The organism is Pseudomonas lactucae (assembly GCF_016937615.1).
Taxonomy (GTDB): Bacteria; Pseudomonadota; Gammaproteobacteria; order Pseudomonadales; family Pseudomonadaceae; genus Aquipseudomonas; species Aquipseudomonas lactucae.
In genome coordinates this window covers 1-19,388 of sequence record NZ_JAFHKI010000178.1, presented here as the reverse complement: position 1 = coordinate 19,388, position 19,388 = coordinate 1, and the positions used below count along the sequence as shown (strand labels likewise).

Below are 19,388 nucleotides of genomic sequence, written 5' to 3'. Positions count from 1 at the left end.
CCCCGATGGCAATGGATCAGTCAGCACATGTATTGCCTGATACTCCGCTATCGGGGGCAAGCCCCCTCCCACGTTCAGACCCGACTCACAGTGGATTCAGGTTGTTTTCAGTGCGACGCTTGTACAGCAGCCAATCCCCAAACGCCTTGTCTTCCAGCGCATACCCGCCGCGGCTCGACTTCCATACCAACTCCTTGTCACGCAAGGCATCGATACAGGCCTGAATAGTCTGGGTACCCGGCACCACATCGCTGCCCATATCCTCCAATGCCTTGCTGACCGCAGTAATGGTGCTGTCGGTAAACGGCGCAAAGGGTTCATTGCCGTGCAAGCGCTCCACCATCACCTGCAGCACCGCACGCTGTGGGATGGTCAGGGCGTTCCAGGCGCTTTCGAATTCGGTCCACACTCCCGCGCGCAGCAATTCGGCGCGGCTGTGCAGCAATTGGCCCAGATTGCTCGCCTCGCCCAATTCCAATGCGACTTCACCGATGATGGTGCGCAGCATCTCGGGGCGGCGGCCGACCAGCTCGAAGGCGGCGTCAATATCCGCCGCCTTGAACTGGTTGGTCTTGGCCAGGTGGGCATTCAGGTGCGCCGTGTAGGCTTGAGTGAACTCTTTGCCCAGCAGTGGAAACGGCGTGATGCTGGAGCCGAAGAACGGCTGGCTCTTGCCCAGGACCAGATGGGCCAGCTTGTCGCGGTTGGAACCGGTGAACACCAGGTGCAAGCCACTGCCGTCCTCGTCACGGCCTTGGTTGAGTTGATCCCGGGCGGCTTTCAGCGCGAACATCGCGTTGATACCTGAATCGCTGCTTAATGCGTGCTGCGCTTCGTCAATCACCAGCACCACGGGCTTTTCGGCAGCGCTGTGGAGCAACTCCAGGGCCTGGGTCAACGTCGCGCCGACGGGCAATTGGGGCTTGCTGAAGTCCCAGGACAAGGTACGCAGAAAGCTCAGTTTCTCGATTCCAATGTTCTTGGCCAGCTTGCGAATGCCTTTTTCATAGGGAACCAGAGCAGCGGCAATAGCACTGGCGATCAACTCCGCCGGATCTTTGTCTTTGTCAGCCCACAGGTCTACATACACGGCAAGCCAACCCCGGAGCTGACATTCCGGGATCAAATCTTCACGCAAAAATGTACTTTTGCCGGTGCGACGCGGTGCCGCGAGAAACAGGCCAGAGGTGAAATCCTGAATACCAGCCCCCACCAGGCCGTCGGCAATGCTGCTTGCCAGGGTGGGGCGGCGGAACACGAAGCCGCTGTGCTTGGACATGGTTTTATACTCAATTATGCAACGGACCATAAATTATAGTTACCAGTATAATTAACTATAATTGCCCGTCAAACCACCTCCCGTCGCCGATCCTCCCGCGGACACTTCGTAAACCTCGCCCGATAACTGCGGGTGAAATACGACGGCGATTCAAACCCACAGGCAATGCTCACTTCCAGCACACTCAGGTCGCTCTGACGCAGCAATTGCCGGGCTTTTTCCAGACGCAGGCCGAGGTAGAAGTTGCTGGGCGTGTCGTTCAGGTGCAGACGAAACAGGCGCTCCAACTGACGCCGGGTGACTTTGATCGCGTCGGCCAACGCCAAGGTGCTCAGGGGCGGCTCGGTGTGTTGTTCCATCTCGCCGATCACCTGCACCAGTTTCTTGTTGTTGATGCCGTAGCGCGTGGCGATCTGCATGCGCTGGTGGTCTTTGCGCGGGCGTATGCGGCCGAGCACGAATTGCTCGGACACCTGAATGGCCAGCTCCGGACCGTGGGCCTGGGCGATCAGGTCGAGCATCAGGTCGATGGACGCGGTGCCGCCGGCGCAGGTGATGCGACGACGGTCGATCTCGAACAGCTCCTGGGTCACCGTCAGCTGTGGATAAGATTCCTTGAACGCATCGATGGCTTCCCAGTGCAGGGTCAGCCGGTGGCCGTCGAGCAGGCCCGCTTCGGCGAGCACGCAGGCGCCGGTGTCGATGGCGCCGAGGGTCACGCCGTCGTGGTCGAGGCGACGCAGCCAGTGTTCCAGCGCGGGGGTGGCGAACTGCAGCGGTTCGAAACCCGCCACCACCAGTAAGGTCGCGCCTTTTTTCAGCGGCTCCAACGCCGCGTCGGCATTGACCGACATGCCATTGCTCGCCAATACCGCGCCGCCGTCGGCGCTCAACACGTGCCAGCGGTACAGCTCGCCACGAAAGCGGTTGGCCACCCGCAGCGGTTCCAGCGCGGAAATAAAACCAATGGCCGAAAACCCCGGCATCAGCAGAAAGTAGAAATCCTGGGACATGGTGGCGCTCTCGTCATACGGGCAGCGTGGCACTGTGATACTCCCGTTCACCAGCGGATTCAAGGGGACAGGTCGCTACAGTGCAAGAGCCGGTCGCCGCCGTGCGTTTTGTCGGCTGCGAAGGTACGTAACTTGGCCTCACGGCGCACAAAGACGCCGGCCCCCACAATAAAGACCTGCCGAGGAACCCACCATGAACCGACTGATCCGCCGCTGCGTGCTCGCACTCAGCGCCAGCGCCATCTTGAGCACCAGCGTATTCGCGGCCGACGCCGAATCCTGCCGGAACGTGCGCATGGGCGTGGTGAACTGGACCGACGTGATCGCCACCAGCGCCATGACCCAGGTATTGCTCGACGGCCTCGGCTACAAGACCAAACAGACCAGCGCCTCCCAGCAAATCATCTTCGCCGGCATCCGCGACCAGCGCCTGGACCTGTTCCTGGGCTACTGGAACCCGCTGATGACCCAGACCATCAGCCCCTTCGTCGATGCCAAACAGGTCAAGGTTCTCGACAAACCCAGCCTGGAAGACGCCCGCGCCACCTTGGCGGTACCGACTTATCTGGCGGACAAGGGCCTGAAAACCTTCGCCGACATCGCCAGGTTCGAGAAAGAACTGGGTGGCAAGATCTACGGCATCGAACCAGGCTCGGGCGCCAACACGCAAATCAAGGCGATGATCGCCAAGAACCAGTTCGGCCTGGGCAAGTTCCAACTGGTGGAGTCCAGCGAGGCCGGCATGCTTGCTGCCGTGGACCGCGCCGTGCGCCGCAAGGAAGCCGTGGTGTTCTTCGGCTGGGCGCCGCACCCGATGAACGTCAACATCGCCATGACCTACCTCAGCGGCAGCGAAGACGCCCTCGGTCCGAACGAAGGCATGGCCACCGTCTGGACCGTGACGACGCCCACCTACGCCGAACAATGCCCCAACGTGCACAAACTGCTGACCAATCTGACCTTCACCGCCGCCGACGAGAGCCGGATGATGCAGCCGCTGCTGGATCACAAGGACGCTCTGGAGTCCGCCAGGCAATGGCTCAAGGATCACCCCCAGGACCAGGCCCGCTGGCTGGAAGGCGTGACCACCTTTGACGGCAAACCGGCTGCGGCCAACCTGCAATTGACCGGCAAATAACTGTTCTTGAATCAGCCCTTCGCGGTCACTTGCGACCGCGAACGGCACCACCACGCCTGTAAGGAACCGCCTCATGAACCACGACGTCATCATCACCTGCGCACTCACCGGTGCTGGCGACACGACCGCCAGAAGCCCACACGTGCCGGTCACCCCCAAACAGATCGCCGCAGCGGCGGTTGAAGCGGCCAAGGCCGGCGCCACCGTGGTGCATTGCCATGTGCGCGACCCCGAAACCGGCAAGTTCAGCCGCGACGTGGCGCTGTACCGCGAAGTGATGGAGCGCATCCGCGAGGCCGACGTCGACATTATCGTCAACCTCACCGCCGGCATGGGCGGCGACCTGGAGATCGGCGGCGGCGAGAACCCGATGGCGTTCGGCCCCAACACCGATCTGGTCGGCCCGTTGACCCGCCTGGCCCATGTCGAAGAACTGCTGCCGGAAATCTGCACCCTGGACTGCGGCACCCTGAACTTCGGCGATGGCGACACCATTTACGTGTCCACCCCGGCACAACTGCGTGCCGGGGCCAAACGCATCCAGGAATTGGGCGTCAAGGCCGAGCTGGAGATTTTCGACACCGGCCACCTGTGGTTCGCCAAGCAGATGATCAAAGAGGGCCTGCTCGACAACCCGCTGTTCCAGTTGTGCCTGGGCATTCCATGGGGCGCGCCGGCCGATACCACCACCATGAAGGCCATGGTCGACAACCTGCCCGCCGACGCCGTGTGGGCCGGCTTCGGCATCGGCCGCATGCAAATGCCGATGGCGGCGCAAGCCGTGCTGCTGGGCGGCAACGTGCGGGTCGGCCTGGAAGACAACCTGTGGCTGGACAAGGGCGTGCTGGCCACCAATGGCCAACTGGTGGAGCGCGCCAGTGAAATCCTCAGCCGTCTGGGCGCGCGGGTCATGACCCCGGCCGAAGGTCGAATCAAGATGGGCCTGACAAAGCGCAGCTAAACACCGCCCCTCCCACAAGGGAAAACCGAACACCTTAGGAATTTGCCAATGAGCTTTATCACTGACATCAAAACCTTTGCCGCCCTCGGCAGCGGTGTCATCGGCAGCGGCTGGGTATGCCGCGCCCTCGCCCACGGCCTCGATGTAGTGGCCTGGGACCCGGCGCCCGGTGCCGAAGCCGCGTTGCGCAAACGCGTCGCCAATGCCTGGGGCGCCCTGGAGAAACAAGGTCTGGCGCCCGGCGCGTCCCAGGACCGCCTGCGCTTTGTCACCACCATCGAAGCCTGCGTGAAAGACGCTGACTTCATCCAGGAAAGCGCCCCGGAACGCCTGGAATTGAAGCTGCAATTGCACGGCAAGATCAGCGCAGCGGCCAAGCCGAATGCATTGATCGGTTCAAGCACGTCGGGCCTGTTGCCGAGTGAGTTCTACGAGGGCTCAACCCATCCGGAACGCTGTGTGGTCGGGCACCCGTTCAACCCGGTGTACCTGCTGCCGTTGGTGGAAGTCGTCGGCGGCAAGCACACCGCGCCGGAGGCGATCCAGGCGGCGATCAAGGTGTACGAATCCCTCGGCATGCGTCCGCTGCACGTGCGCAAGGAAGTCCCTGGATTTATCGCCGATCGCCTGCTCGAAGCGCTGTGGCGCGAGGCGCTGCACCTGGTCAATGACGGCGTCGCCACCACTGGCGAAATCGATGACGCGATTCGCTTCGGTGCCGGGTTGCGCTGGTCGTTCATGGGCACCTTCCTGACCTACACCCTGGCGGGCGGCGACGCCGGCATGCGGCACTTCATGGCGCAGTTCGGCCCGGCGTTGCAGTTGCCGTGGACCTATTTGCCGGCGCCGGAACTGACCGACAAATTGATCGACGATGTGGTCGATGGCACCCGTGATCAGTTAGGCAAACACAGCATTTCGGCGCTGGAGCGCTATCGTGATGATTGCTTGCTGGCGGTGTTGGAGGCGGTGAAGACCACTAAAGCCAAGCACGGTATGAGCTTCGCCGAATAACCCTGTGGGAGGGGGCTTGCTCCCTCCCACCTTTGACCGAGTACGGACTCATGCCTGCATTGACCACCTACACCACAAAAATCCAACCTGAATGGGTCGACTACAACGGCCACCTGCGCGACGCGTTCTACCTGCTGATCTTCAGCTACGCCACCGATGCACTGATGGACACCCTGGGCCTGGACAGCGACAACCGCGAGGCCAGCGGCCATTCATTGTTCACCCTGGAGCTGCACCTGAACTACCTGCACGAAGTGAAACTCGGCGCCGAGGTTGAGGTACATACCCAACTGATCGCCCACGACGCCAAGCGCCTGCACCTCTATCACAGCCTGCACCTGGCGGGTGATGGGAAGTCCCTCGCGGGCAATGAGCAGATGCTGTTGCACGTCGACCTGGCCGGGCCGCATGCCACGCCGTTCAGTGAGGCTACGCTGGAAAGACTCAACGCCATCAGCGCTGAACAAGCCGACCTGCCAAGGCCTGCCCTGCTCGGCCGGGTCATCGGTTTACCCGCAAAAAAAGCCCCGATCCAGCCGTGACTGGATCGGGGCAGAGGTGCCTTGTGTGAGCTGTACATCCCGAGGGTGACCAAACCTTCAAGCTGTGGGCCTGGGTTCAGTGTGCCGGTAAGTGCGTTCGGTACATGGCCCGAAAACGACACGCTCATAGCCATCCGAGGCATTCGCGCATTCTGCCCTTGCCGCGTGCCTGGGCGGCTACCAGAATCCAGCTCAGACCCCGCTCCCCTCACAGGATAAACGTCATGATGCACGCGGATTTGATTGACCAGAATGACCTGCTGGACAACTGCGCTCGTTGGGTTTCGAAGTGTCCAGCGGCGCCAGCGCCGAGCAGGCCTGCGAGTGCGCGGTACGCGGTTTGAGCGAAGCACGGGCCAAGGCGCTCAAGGGCATGGTTGAGCAGATGTACACCAGTAGCGCGACGATTTTGCCGGCGGTGCGTCAGGCGATTGATAAGCAGCTGTTGCCGGCGTTGATGCAGTTCAAGCAGAGCTCTGGCGCCTGACAGATCGCTATCGGGGGCAAGCCCCCTCCCACACTTGACCGCGTCCGTCCATGACAACTCGGTCAAGTGTGGGAGGAGGCTTGCCTGCGATGCGGTCAACTCGGTTTAAAGCCTTACGCTGGCAAACGTCGACTCATTGCGCGCCTGACTCAACGCCGACATCGGCCCCGCCAACGGTGACAACACCAGCGCCTGCGGAATCGGCATCATCGCCACTTGCTGGGTGGTGTTGGAGCCTACGCGCTCATCGCGTGGCGGAATGCCGAAGTATTCGCGGTAGCACTTGGAGAAGTGCGGCGTGGACACAAACCCGCACACCGACGCCACTTCAATGATCGACATCGGTGTTTGCTTGAGCAATTGCCGCGCACGAATCAGGCGCAGCTTGAGGTAGTAGCGCGACGGCGAGCAGTGCAGGTATTTCTGGAACAGGCGCTCCAGCTGGCGGCGCGACACGGCGACGTAGACCGCCAGTTCATCGAGGTCGATCGGCTCTTCCAGGTTGGCTTCCATCAACGCAACGATTTCCTGCAGCTTCGGCTGGTTGGTGCCGAGCATGTGCTTGAGCGGCACGCGCTGGTGGTCCTGTTCGTTGCGGATGCGTTCGTACACAAACATCTCGGAGATCGCGGCCGACAGTTCACGCCCGTGGTCGCGGCTGATCAGGTGCAGCATCATGTCCAGCGGCGCGGTGCCGCCAGAGCTGGTGAAGCGGTTGCGGTCGAGGGTGAACAGGCGCGTGCTCATCGACACGCGCGGGAAGGCTTCCTGCATCGAGGCCAGGCATTCCCAGTGCACGCTGCAATCGAACCCGTCGAGCAGACCGGCGCAGGCCAGGGCCCAACTGCCGGTGCACACCGCGCCGAGACGACGGGACTGGCGCGCCTGGCTTTGCAGCCACGACACATGCTCGCGGGTGACGGTGCGCTGGATACCCACGCCACCGCACACAATCACAGTGTCCAGGGCCGGGGCTTTGTGCATGGAGGCGTCGGGAGTGATCTGCAGACCGTCGCTGGCCCACACCTGGTTGCCGTCGACACTCAAGGTTGTCCAGCGGTACAGCTCGCGGCCGGACAGCTGGTTGGCCATGCGCAGCGGCTCGACTGCCCGACGCCAGGGAAATCAGCGTGAAATTGTCCAGCAGCAAAAAGCCGATGGATTGAGGCGCACGGTTCTGGGGTTGGGCCCCTGAGTTGAACGACGTCATCGCAGTATCTCCTCACACAAAGCGGGTGATGGCCTCAGACGAGGCTCTTGTTATTGCGCTCTTCGTCGGTAAAGAAGAGAGGCTTTGAATGGATAGAGCAAATGCCGTGCCTAAAATTGAATGCGCATTCAATAAATCCTGAAAACGACCTGCTGATGCGTCTATATAAGCCCGCGCGGGATGTGCGGGATATGGCCTGAAAACGACGTAGCAGCCGGTTCGCCACAGGGCGTGAGCAGATCGGTAGCACTTGTGGGAAGGCGCTTTGAGGGGTGTGGGACAAGTCTGTCACCCCAAGCACGAGCGACAGAGGGTCGAGGGAAAATCGTTCGGGAGCTACTTATCTGTTTGCGACGCGCTAAAAGGTGGCGCTTTTGGCTTGGGTGTTCACTTGTAGAGCGGGCTTGCCCCGCTCATTACAACGGTGGTTGTCAGCACTCAACCGCGCTGACCGCCAACCCACCCCGCGACGTCTCTTTGTACTTGTCATGCATATCCGCCCCGGTATCGCGCATGGTGCGGATCACACGGTCCAGGGAGATAAAGTGCTGGCCGTCGCCACGCAGGGCCATTTGCGCGGCATTGATCGCCTTGACCGCCGCAATCGCATTGCGCTCGATACACGGCACTTGCACCAGCCCGCCCACCGGGTCACAGGTCAGGCCGAGGTTGTGCTCCAAGCCGATTTCAGCGGCGTTGCACAGTTGCTCCGGTGTCGCGCCAAGGATTTGCGCCAGCCCGGCCGCAGCCATGGCGCAGGCCGAACCCACTTCGCCCTGGCAACCGACTTCGGCGCCGGAGATCGAGGCGTTCTTCTTGCACAGGATGCCCACCGCGGCGGCGCCGAGCAGGTAGTCGACCACGTTGGCTTCGGTGACTTCTTCGCTGAACTTCATAAAGTAGTGCAGCACCGCCGGGATGATCCCTGCCGCGCCATTGGTCGGTGCGGTGACCATGCGCCCACCGGCGGCGTTTTCTTCGTTGACCGCCAGGGCGAACAGGTTGACCCACTCCATGGCACTCAAGGTCGAACCGATTACATTGGGTTTGCCCAGCTCCTGCAAACTGCGGTGCAACTTGGCCGCGCGACGGCGCACGTTGAGGCCGCCAGGCAGGATACCTTCGTGCTTCAGGCCCTGCTCAACGCAGTCCTGCATGGCACGCCAGAGCTTCATCAAGCCGCTGCGGATTTCTTCTTCGGAGCGCCAGACCTTTTCATTCGCCAGCATCAACTCGGCGACGCGCAGGTTGTGGGTCTTGCACAGCTGCAGCAACTCCACGGCGCTGGAAAAGTCATAGGGCAGCTCGGTGCGGTCCATGTCCGCCACGCCGCTTTGGGCCTGGGCTTCATCCACCACAAAACCGCCGCCCACCGAGTAGTAAGTGTCGCGGTGCAGCTCAGCGTCATCGCCATACACCACCAGGGTCATGGCGTTGGGGTGAAACGGCAGGTTTTCGTCGAGCAGGCGCATGTCTCGCGCCCACACAAATGGCACCGGCAAACGCCCGTCCAGCAGCAGGGTGTCGGTTTCGCGCAGGGTGTGAATGCGCGCGCCGATTTGCGACGGGTCGATCGCGTCCGGCCACTCGCCCATCAGGCCCATGATGGTGGCGGTGTCGCTGCCGTGGCCGATGCCGGTGGCCGACAATGAGCCGTACAGCTGAACTTCGACGCGCCGAACCTGTTCCAACAATTCGCGTCCACGCAGTGCCTGGACGAACAATGCCGCGGCGCGCATGGGGCCGACGGTGTGAGAACTCGAAGGCCCGATGCCGATCTTGAACAGGTCGAAAACGCTGATAGCCATTAACGTGGAACTCCTCGATAAGCACGGGCCGGGCTTGAACGAGCTGCTACGCTCAGATCGCCCAGATGGCGGCATCATCAAGGTTTTATCTGCCGTCACGGCGTCTCACACCGACGCACCCATGCTCACGAGCGTCGCTTGCGTGCGAACACTGTTTTTGGCCGTTTTTTGCGGTGCAGATGAGCAAAACCTGCGGTTTTGCTGTAGGAAAAACCTGTAAACGACGTCACCAACACTGGATACGACCCTCCCTGTACTGGATACGACGCACCCTGTAGGCGTCAGATTTTCACTGGTACATGATCAGTCTCGACTCGTTTGCAAGGCACCGTGGCAGAGCTGTTGTCGCACGCTCCAACCGCAACACTTATAAAGCGCGGCGAAGGCCGCCAGAAAAAACACAGGAGTCTACCCAGATGAAAGGTTCACCCTCGTTGTTGTTGGCCGCCATGCTGAGTCTGCCAGTCATGGCGCACGCTGCAGAACCGGAACAGTGCAAGACCGTCAACTTCTCCGATGTCGGCTGGACCGACATCACCGTCACCACCGCGACCACCAGCGAAATCCTCAAGGGTCTGGGCTACAAGCCGCGCACCACGATGATTTCGGTACCGGTGACCTACAAGTCACTGGCTGACGGCAAGAATATGGACATCTTCCTCGGCAACTGGATGCCGACCATGGAAAACGACATCAAGCAGTACCGTGATGCCGGCACCGTGGAAACCGTACGCGCCAACCTGGAGAACGCCAAATACACCCTGGCGGTCCCGCAAGCGCTGTACGACAAGGGCCTGAAAGACTTCGCCGACATCGCCAAATTCAAGGAAGAGCTGGGTGGCAAGATCTACGGCATCGAGCCGGGTAACGACGGCAACCGCACCATCCAGACGCTGATCGACAAAGACGCCTTCGGCCTCAAAACCGCCGGTTTCAAAGTGGTCGAATCCAGCGAAGCCGGCATGCTCTCCCAGGTTGAGCGCGCCACCAAGCGCGACCAGGCCATCGTGTTCCTCGGTTGGGAACCGCACCCGATGAACACCCGCTTCAAGATGAAGTACCTGACCGGCGGTGACGACTCGTTCGGCCCCAACTACGGCCAGGCGACCATCTACACCAACACCCGCAAGGGTTATACCCAGGAATGCAGCAACGTTGGCCAATTGCTGAAAAACCTGGTCTTCACCTTGAACATGGAAAGCACCCTGATGGGTAACGTCCTGGACGACAAGATGAAGCCCGACGCCGCCGCCAAGGCCTGGCTGAAAAAGAACCCGCAAGTGCTCGACACCTGGCTCGCCGGTGTCACTACCGTGGACGGCCAACCTGGCCTTGCCGCCGTCAAAGCATACCTCGACAAATAACACCGCTGACCCCGGGGCGGTGCGCTGCCCCGGGATGTTTTCCCTCTTCGCATGTGGACATTCACTACCATGCTGACTGAACAGAAAATCCCACTAGGCCAGTACATCGCTGCCTTCGTCGAATGGTTGACCCAACATGGCGCCAACTATTTCGACGCAATCGCATCGACACTGGAAACGATGATCCACGGCGTGACGTTTGCGCTGACCTGGTTCAATCCGCTGGCATTGATCGGTCTGATTGCGCTGCTGGCTCACTTTATTCAACGTAAATGGGGACTGACTGTTTTTGTCATCGCCTCCTTCCTGCTGATCCTCAACCTGGGGTACTGGCAGGAAACCATGGAGACCCTCGCGCAGGTGCTGTTCGCCACGCTGGTCTGCGTGGTCATCGGCGTGCCGCTGGGCATTGTTGCCGCGCACAAACCGATGTTCTACACCATGATGCGGCCGGTGCTCGATCTGATGCAGACCGTACCGACCTTCGTCTACCTCATCCCTACCCTGACCCTCTTCGGGCTGGGTGTGGTGCCCGGTTTGATTTCCACGGTGGTGTTCGCGATTGCAGCGCCTATCCGCCTGACTTACCTGGGTATCCGCGATGTACCGCAAGAGTTGATGGACGCCGGCAAAGCCTTTGGCTGCTCGCGCCGTCAGTTGCTCTCGCGCATTGAACTGCCCCACGCCATGCCGAGCATTGCCGCCGGCATTACCCAATGCATCATGCTGTCGTTGTCGATGGTGGTGATCGCCGCCCTGGTGGGTGCCGATGGCCTCGGCAAGCCGGTAGTCAACGCACTGAACACCGCTGACATTGCCCTGGGCTTTGAAGCCGGCCTGGCGATTGTGTTGCTGGCTATCATGCTCGACCGTATCTGCAAACAACCCGACGCTAAAGTAGGGGGTGATGCATGAGCATTATCCGATTCGACAAAGTCGACGTGATCTTCTCCAAAGACCCACGCGAAGCGCTCAAGCTGCTGGACCAGGGCATGAGCCGTAACGAGATTCTGAAAAAGACCGGCCAGATCGTCGGCGTTGAAAAAGCCAGCCTGGACATCGAGAAAGGCGAGATCTGCGTGCTGATGGGCCTATCGGGCTCCGGCAAATCGAGCTTGCTGCGCTGCATCAACGGCCTCAACACCGTGAGCCGTGGCCAGTTGTTCGTGGAGCATGAAGGTCGCCAGATCGACATCGCCTCGTGCACACCGGCCGAGCTGAAAATGATGCGCACCAAGCGCATCGCCATGGTGTTCCAGAAATTCGCCTTGATGCCCTGGCTGACGGTGCGCGAAAACATCAGCTTCGGCCTGGAAATGCAGGGCCGTCCGGAGAAAGAACGGCGCAAGCTGGTGGACGAGAAACTGGAGCTGGTGGGCCTGACCCAATGGCGTAACAAAAAACCCGACGAGCTGTCCGGCGGCATGCAGCAGCGCGTCGGCCTGGCACGTGCGTTGGCGATGGACGCCGATATCCTGCTGATGGACGAACCCTTCTCCGCCCTCGACCCGCTGATCCGCCAGGGTTTGCAGGACGAATTGCTGGAACTGCAACGCAAGCTGAGCAAGACCATCGTGTTCGTGAGCCACGACCTCGACGAAGCGCTCAAGCTGGGCAGCCGTATTGCGATCATGAAAGACGGCAAGATCATCCAGTACAGCGTGCCGGAAGAGATCGTGCTGAACCCGGCGGACGACTATGTGCGCACCTTCGTCGCCCATACCAACCCGCTGAACGTGCTGTGCGGCCGCAGCCTGATGCGCACGCTGGACAACTGCACGCGGGTCAACGGCTCGGTGTGCCTGGATCCGGGCGGCGACTCGTGGCTGGACCTGGCCGAAGGCAACACCATCCAGGGCGCGCGTCAGAATGGCGTGGTGATGAACCTGCAGAACTGGGCGCCGGGGCAAGCCGTGGAAGGTTTGGGCCGCGTGCCGACGCTGGTGGATTCGAATATCGGCATGCGCGATGCGTTGCAGATTCGTTACCAGACGGGAAACAAGCTGGTGTTGCACGACAACAACAAGGTGGTGGGGATTCTGGGGGACAGCGAGCTGTATCACGCCCTCCTCGGCAAAAACCTGGGCTAACAAACACTGCAAAACCAATGTGGGAGGGGGCTTGCCCCCGATGGCGGTGCATCAGTAACAAATGTACTGACTGACACACTGCTATCGGGGGCAAGCCCTCCCACATTTAAAGCATTGCCAAGCTCAACTATCAGCTATAGACACGGCCAAGGAGCTGCCGATGGCTTTCAAACTGATCGAGCACGTCCGGGTAATCTGCTCCTGGGCGAAGCCCATCAGGTCGTACTCCTGAGGCCCGTTGTGCAGGTACACCTCGGCCCGGTAGTAGCGGGTGCGTTCTTCTTCCGGCACATCGCTCGGCGCCGCCGAGTAAGCATCCAGGCTCACTTCGTAGACGAAGGGGTTGCCCTCTTCCATTTCGATACGCACGCCAATGCAACGCTTGGATTTACCCAGCAGCGTCTGCACGTGCGACCCTTGCTCACGCAACGCCGTCGCCGCTTCTTCCAACGCCGGTGTGACGTGCTTGTCCATAAAGCGCTGCACGGTGGCCTGGCTCGGTTGCAGGTCCAGGGCGGTCAAGCGCTCGCTGAAACCACGACGCCCGCGTTCAGCCAACTGCGTCTGCTCCTGTTCGATGGCCACGTCCTGGCGCATCGCCTTGTGCAAACCGAACATAAAGAAGATCAGCACCACCGAGAACGGCAGCCCGGCCAGCACCACCATGGTTTGCATGGCTTCGAAGTTACCGGCAAACAGCAGGCCGACGGTCACCAGGGTGATCACCGCCGACCAGAAGATCCGCAGCCAGTGCGGCGCATCCTCGTCCACGTTGCCGCCTTTGCAGGAAAGGTTGGCCATCATCACCGCGCCAGAATCCGCCGGGGTCAGGAACAGCACGAAGCCCACGAAGATCGACACACCGATGACAATTTTCGACGCCGGGTAATGTTCCAGCAGTTGGTAGATCGCCATGGACGGCTGTTCCAGCGCCGTCTTGCCCAGCTCCACCGCGCCCTGGTTCAACACCAGATCCAGCGCCGAGTTACCGAAGATCGACAGCCACGCCAGGGTGAACCCCAGCGGGATCAACAGCACGCCGGCCACCAGTTCGCGCACGGTACGCCCACGGGAAATACGTGCGATGAACATGCCCACAAATGGCGCCCAGGAAATCCACCAGGCCCAGTAGAACAAGGTCCACAGGCCCATCCAGCGTTCGGTTTTGTCGCCGTCGCCTTCGTACACATAGAGGTCGAAGGTTTTCAGCACAATGCCGTTGAGGTAGTCGCCGGTGTTCTGCACCAGGCCGTTAAGCAGGTGCAGGGTGGGACCGAACAGCAGCACGAAGATCAGCAAACCGCTGAACAGCACGATGTTGAGGTTGGACAGGCGACGAATGCCGTTCTCCACCCCCGAGACGGCGGCGATGGTCGCCACGGTGCTCATTACGATGATCACGATCAACAGGTTGGTGTTGTTGTGCTGCATGCCGAAGAGGTTCTCCAGCCCCGACGACACCTGCATCGCACCGATCCCCAGGTTGGTCACCAACCCCAGCAGCGTCACGAACATGCCGAAACCGTCCACTGCGTGGCCGGCCGCGCCCTTCACCCAACGCTCGCCCACCAGCGGGTACAACGCCGAACGCAAGGCCAGCGGCTGGTTATGCCGATACGCGAAGTACGCCACGGCCAGGCCGACCAGGGCGTAGATCGCCCAGCCATGCAGGCCCCAGTGCAGGAAAGTTAGCTGCAACGCCTGGCGTGCCGCGCCATTGCTGGCGGCTGCGCCTTCGGGCGGGTTGAAATAGTGGTCCAACGGCTCCGACGCGCCGAAATACAGCAGCGAAATGCCGATGCCCGACGAGAACAGCATGCCGGCCCAGGCGCCGTAGCTGAAGTCCGGGGTGTCGTCCTTGCTGCCCAGTTTCAACTTGCCGTAGGACGAAAACGCCAGGCCGACCACGAACACCAGGTAAGCGGCGATCACCACCATGTAGTACCAGCCGAAGCTTTTCGACAGCCAGGCCTGGGCGACGCCGAGCATGCGCCCGGCCTCCTGCGGGGCGATGATCAGGATGGCGGTCAGCAACAGAATCAGAGCGGTGGAGGTGTAGAACACCCAACCGTTGACCCGCACCTTTTCCGGCGGGGTCTTTATTAGAGAGGCAGAACTCATGGCGCAGATGCTCCAGGCAGTGCGAGAGAGAAACACAAGGCAACGGTTATCCCGCGCCATCGATTTTTCGGCAGTCGACGGACGGGTGTTATAAAGACAGCCCGAAAATCCCTAGCCCCCGCCGAAGCGGTAGATGGGGCGTTTGCGGGGTTTTCCAGATGTCAGGTGTCGCTGTCTTTCAAGTAGGAATACCTGCCAGCAGCGACGATTTGTCGCAGAGCTTATTCTTTGTTGATTGAACGTTCAATCAAAACAAAATAGACTGGCCTTCAAGCCGATGGACGTGATCGCCCGTCGGCAGGCCTAAGGAGAGGTGCTACATGCCCAAGGTCGGTATGCAACCCATACGCCGTCAGCAATTGATCGAAGCCACGATGACGGCCATCGATCAGGTCGGAATGGGCGATGCCAGCATTGCGTTGATCGCCCGTTTGGCTGGCGTCTCGAACGGCATCATCAGTCACTACTTTCGGGACAAGAACGGCCTGATCGCAGCGACGATGCAATATTTGATGAGCGTGCTGATGGAAAACATCCACGCCCGTCGACAAGCGTTGAAGGACGACAGCCCACGCGCCCACCTTCAGGTGATCGTCGCCGGCAACTTCGACGCCAGCCAGGTCAATGGCCCGGCAATGAAAACCTGGCTGGCCTTCTGGGCCTCCAGCATGCACCACCCGTCTTTGCACAGGTTGCAGCGGATCAACGATCAGCGTCTGTATTCCAACCTGTGCTGCCAGTTCCGCCGCACGCTGCCGTTGCCCGAGGCACGCAGCGCAGCCCGAGGGCTGGCGGCGCTGATCGACGGTTTGTGGTTGCGCGGTGCCCTGTCGGGAGACGCTTTCGACACGGAGCAGGCGCAACGCATTGCTCACGAATACATGGATTTCCAATTGGCCAAGCAGGTGAGTTAGAGCACCGATAACCGCTCAGCTCCCGAACCGCGCCAACCACTTATGCACTTGCGAGGACTTTATGGCCCGTTTCGAACTGCAAAAACTCTACATTGACGGCGGCTACAGCGATGCTGGCAGCGACGCCACCTTCGAAGCCATCAACCCGGCTAACGGTGAAGTTCTCGCCCAAGTGCAACGCGCAACGAAAGACGACGTTGAACGTGCCGTGGTCAGCGCCGAAAAAGGCCAGAAAATCTGGGCCGCCATGACCGCCATGGAGCGTTCGCGCATCCTGCGCCGTGCCGTCGACATCCTGCGCGAGCGCAACGATGAACTCGCCGCGCTGGAAACCCTGGACACCGGCAAGTCCTTCTCCGAAACCAAGTACGTTGACATCGTCACGGGCGCCGACGTGCTGGAATACTACGCCGGCCTGGTGCCTGCCATCGAAGGCGAGCAGATCCCGCTGCGCGAGACTTCATTCGTCTACACCCGCCGCGAGCCGCTGGGCGTGGTCGCCGGCATCGGCGCGTGGAACTACCCGATCCAGATCGCCCTGTGGAAATCCGCACCGGCCCTGGCCGCCGGTAACGCGATGATCTTCAAGCCCAGCGAAGTCACCTCGCTGACCACCTTGAAACTGGCCGAGATCTACACCGAAGCCGGCGTTCCCGCAGGCGTGTTCAACGTATTGACCGGCAGTGGCCGTGAAGTCGGCACCTGGCTGACCGAGCATCCGCGCATCGAGAAAGTCTCGTTCACCGGCGGCACCGACACCGGCAAAAAAGTCATGGCCAGCGCGTCGAGTTCGTCGCTCAAGGACGTGACCATGGAACTGGGCGGCAAGTCGCCGCTGATCATCTTTGACGACGCCGACCTCGACCGCGCCGCCGATACCGCGATGATGGCCAACTTTTACAGCTCCGGTCAGGTGTGCACCAACGGCACTCGCGTGTTCGTGCCCAAGCATCTGCAAGCGGCGTTCGAAGCCAAGATCGTCGAGCGTGTCGCGCGCATTCGTGTCGGCAATCCGGAAGATGAAAACACCAACTTCGGCCCGCTGGTCAGCTTCGCCCACATGGAAAGCGTGCTGGGCTACATCGCCAAAGGCAAAGAGCAAGGCGCCCGCCTGCTGTGCGGCGGCGATCGCCTGACCGAGGGCGACTTCGCCAAAGGTGCGTTCGTGGCACCGACCGTGTTCACCGACTGCACCGACGACATGGTGATCGTGCGTGAAGAAATCTTCGGCCCGGTGATGAGCGTCCTCACTTATGAAACCGAAGAAGAAGTGATCCGCCGCGCCAACGACACCGACTTCGGCCTGGCCGCCGGCCTGGTCACCAAAGACCTGAACCGCGCCCACCGCGTGATTCATCAGCTGGAAGCAGGTATCTGCTGGATCAACGCCTGGGGCGAGTCCGACGCGAAGATGCCGGTCGGTGGCTACAAGCAGTCGGGCGTGGGCCGTGAGAACGGGATCAGCTCGCTGAACAACTTCACTCGCATCAAATCGGTACAGGTTGAGCTGGGCGATTACGCCTCGGTGTTCTAAGACCCGAGTCCTGTATTGCCTTTGAGGCCGCCATCGGGGGCAAGCCCCCTCCCACAGGGAAACGCATTCCAAATGTGGGAGGGGACTTGCCCCGATGAGGCCCTTGCTGACCACACTCCAAAGAGGGCGCATTTATGTCCCAAGAATACGACTACATCATTGTGGGTGCCGGCTCCGCCGGTAACACCCTGGCCACCCGTCTGACCGAAGACGAAGGCGTCACCGTCCTGCTGCTGGAAGCCGGCGGCCCGGACTACCGTCTCGATTTCCGTACCCAAATGCCCGCCGCGCTGGCGTTCCCGCTGCAAGGCCGTCGCTACAACTGGGCCTACGAAACCGATCCGGAGCCGCACATGGACGGCCGCCGGATGGAATGCGGTCGCGGCAAGGGCCTGGGTGGCTCTTCGCTGATCAACGGCATGTGCTACATCCGTGGCAACGCCATGGACTACGACAACTGGGCGAAGCTGCCAGGCCTGGAAAACTGGACCTACCTCGACTGCCTGCCGTATTTCCGCAAGGCCGAAACCCGCGACATCGGCCCCAACGACTGGCACGGCGGCGATGGCCCGGTCAGCGTGACCACGCCTAAGGCGGGCAACAACCCGTTGTTCCACGCCATGGTCGAAGCCGGCGTACAGGCCGGTTACCCGCGTACCGAAGACTTGAACGGCTACCAGCAGGAAGGGTTCGGCCCGATGGACCGTACCGTCACGCCCAACGGCCGTCGCGCCAGCACCGCGCGCGGTTACCTGGACACGGCCAAGAAGCGTTCCACGCTGACCATCGTCACCCACGCACTCACCGACAAAGTGTTGTTTGAAGGCAAACGCGCGGTGGGCGTGCGTTACCTGATCGGCGCCGCCGAAGAGCGCGTTGAAGCGCGTGCACGCAAGGAAGTACTGGTGTGCAGCGGCGCTATCGCTTCCCCGCAACTGCTGCAACGCTCCGGCGTCGGCCCGGCCAAGCTGCTGGAAAGTCTCGACATCCCGGTGGTCCACGACCTGCCCGGCGTCGGCGAAAACCTGCAGGACCACCTCGAGCTGTACCTGCAATACGCCTGCACCCAGCCGGTGTCGCTGTACCCGTCGCTGCTCTGGTACAACCAACCGGCCATCGGCGCCGAATGGCTGTTCAACGGCACCGGTATCGGCGCCAGCAACCAGTTCGAAGCGGGTGGGTTTATCCGTACCCGTGAAGAGTTCGAATGGCCGAACATCCAGTACCACTTCCTGCCGGTGGCGATTAACTACAACGGCAGCAACGGTGTGAAAGAACACGGTTTCCAGGCGCACATGGGCTCCATGCGTTCGCCGAGCCGTGGCCGTATCCAGCTGAAGTCGAAGAACCCACGGGACTACCCGAGCATCCTCTTCAACTACATGGCCACCGAACAGGACTGGCAGGAATTTCGCGACGGCATCCGCCTGACCCGCGAAATCATGCAGCAACCGGCGCTGGACCCGTACCGTGGCCGCGAAATCAGCCCAGGTATCGAGGTGCAAACCGACGAGCAACTGGACACGTTCATCCGCGAGCACGCCGAGACCGCGTTCCACCCTTCGTGCTCGTGCAAGATGGGCACCGACGAGATGGCCGTGGTGGATGGCGAAGGTCGCGTGCATGGCATGCAGGGCCTGCGTGTGTCGATGCGTCGATCATGCCGATCATCACCACCGGCAACCTGAACGCGCCGACGATCATGATCGCCGAGAAAATCGCCGACAAGATCCGTGGTCGCCAGCCACTGCCGCGCAGCACCGCCGACTACTACGTGGCGGGCGACGCGCCGGTGCGGGGCAAGCCGTTGCGTGAGATTGCGCAGTAACTGACACCGCGGTGAATTCATCGGGGGCAAGCCCCTCCCACATTTTGAATGTATTCACAAATCAAAGTGTGGGAGGGGCTTGCCC

General features: G+C 61.1%; 12 protein-coding genes and 4 pseudogenes. 11 read left to right on the top strand and 5 right to left on the bottom strand.

Annotation, left to right across the window (positions count from 1 at the left end; translation table 11 throughout):
- Positions 1-85: 85 nt before the first annotated feature.
- Both JWR98_RS26480 and JWR98_RS26475 read right to left on the bottom strand, forming a co-directional pair.
- Positions 86-1,279 carry an AAA family ATPase gene (locus JWR98_RS26480; protein ID WP_205491628.1) on the bottom strand — a complete coding sequence of 398 codons (1,194 nt, stop codon included), beginning with the start codon at positions 1,277-1,279 and terminating at the stop codon, positions 86-88.
- A gap of 68 nt (positions 1,280-1,347) precedes the next feature.
- Positions 1,348-2,292, bottom strand: coding sequence for a GlxA family transcriptional regulator (locus JWR98_RS26475; RefSeq protein WP_078734988.1), 945 nt, complete (start codon positions 2,290-2,292; stop codon positions 1,348-1,350).
- A 193-nt stretch (positions 2,293-2,485) separates the two neighbouring features.
- Between JWR98_RS26475 and JWR98_RS26470 the strand changes: the two genes are divergently transcribed.
- From JWR98_RS26470 to JWR98_RS26450, 5 genes and pseudogenes are all read left to right on the top strand, one after another.
- Complete coding sequence (locus tag JWR98_RS26470) at positions 2,486-3,430, top strand: choline ABC transporter substrate-binding protein (RefSeq protein ID WP_078734989.1); 945 nt, start codon at positions 2,486-2,488, stop codon at positions 3,428-3,430.
- A gap of 73 nt (positions 3,431-3,503) precedes the next feature.
- Positions 3,504-4,391 carry a 3-dehydrocarnitine:acetyl-CoA trimethylamine transferase CdhC gene (cdhC, locus tag JWR98_RS26465; protein WP_205491627.1) on the top strand — a complete coding sequence of 296 codons (888 nt, stop codon included), beginning with the start codon at positions 3,504-3,506 and terminating at the stop codon, positions 4,389-4,391.
- A 48-nt stretch (positions 4,392-4,439) separates the two neighbouring features.
- Positions 4,440-5,405, top strand: a complete 966-nt coding sequence (locus JWR98_RS26460) for an L-carnitine dehydrogenase (protein WP_078734991.1) — start codon at positions 4,440-4,442, stop codon at positions 5,403-5,405.
- A 50-nt stretch (positions 5,406-5,455) separates the two neighbouring features.
- Positions 5,456-5,947, top strand: coding sequence for a thioesterase family protein (locus tag JWR98_RS26455; RefSeq protein WP_078734992.1), 492 nt, complete (start codon positions 5,456-5,458; stop codon positions 5,945-5,947).
- Between the two features lie 224 nt (positions 5,948-6,171).
- A pseudogene (locus JWR98_RS26450) lies at positions 6,172-6,434 on the top strand (hypothetical protein).
- Between the two features lie 105 nt (positions 6,435-6,539).
- Here the strand turns inward: JWR98_RS26450 and gbdR are convergent.
- Both gbdR and JWR98_RS26440 read right to left on the bottom strand, forming a co-directional pair.
- A pseudogene (gene gbdR, locus JWR98_RS26445) lies at positions 6,540-7,644 on the bottom strand (choline metabolism transcriptional regulator GbdR).
- A 431-nt stretch (positions 7,645-8,075) separates the two neighbouring features.
- Positions 8,076-9,452 (bottom strand): L-serine ammonia-lyase, encoded by a 1,377-nt coding sequence (locus JWR98_RS26440; RefSeq protein ID WP_078734994.1) that lies wholly within the window; start codon positions 9,450-9,452, stop codon positions 8,076-8,078.
- A 416-nt stretch (positions 9,453-9,868) separates the two neighbouring features.
- On the opposite strand from JWR98_RS26440, the gene JWR98_RS26435 reads away from it, so the two are divergent.
- The 3 genes from JWR98_RS26435 to choV all read left to right on the top strand — a co-directional run bounded on the left by JWR98_RS26435 (position 9,869) and on the right by choV (position 12,906).
- Positions 9,869-10,816, top strand: coding sequence for a choline ABC transporter substrate-binding protein (locus JWR98_RS26435; protein WP_003176589.1), 948 nt, complete (start codon positions 9,869-9,871; stop codon positions 10,814-10,816).
- Positions 10,817-10,885: 69 nt separating this feature from the next.
- Complete coding sequence (gene choW, locus JWR98_RS26430; RefSeq protein ID WP_010207125.1) at positions 10,886-11,731, top strand: choline ABC transporter permease subunit; 846 nt, start codon at positions 10,886-10,888, stop codon at positions 11,729-11,731.
- Positions 11,728-12,906, top strand: coding sequence for a choline ABC transporter ATP-binding protein (gene choV, locus JWR98_RS26425; RefSeq protein ID WP_017531046.1), 1,179 nt, complete (start codon positions 11,728-11,730; stop codon positions 12,904-12,906). The genes choW and choV overlap by 4 nt, the downstream gene beginning before the upstream one ends.
- 130 nt (positions 12,907-13,036) lie before the next feature.
- Here the strand turns inward: choV and JWR98_RS26420 are convergent.
- Positions 13,037-14,970 (bottom strand): annotated as a pseudogene (locus JWR98_RS26420) (BCCT family transporter).
- A gap of 377 nt (positions 14,971-15,347) precedes the next feature.
- Here JWR98_RS26420 and betI point away from each other — a divergent pair.
- The 3 genes and pseudogenes from betI (at position 15,348) to betA (ending at position 19,303) form a co-directional block, all read left to right on the top strand.
- Entirely contained in the window at positions 15,348-15,941 is a 594-nt protein-coding gene (gene betI / locus JWR98_RS26415; RefSeq protein ID WP_003176593.1) for a transcriptional regulator BetI, read from the top strand.
- 61 nt (positions 15,942-16,002) lie between these two features.
- Entirely contained in the window at positions 16,003-17,475 is a 1,473-nt protein-coding gene (gene betB / locus JWR98_RS26410) for a betaine-aldehyde dehydrogenase (RefSeq protein WP_205491626.1), read from the top strand.
- A 134-nt stretch (positions 17,476-17,609) separates the two neighbouring features.
- A pseudogene (gene betA / locus JWR98_RS26405) lies at positions 17,610-19,303 on the top strand (choline dehydrogenase).
- Positions 19,304-19,388 lie beyond the last annotated feature (85 nt).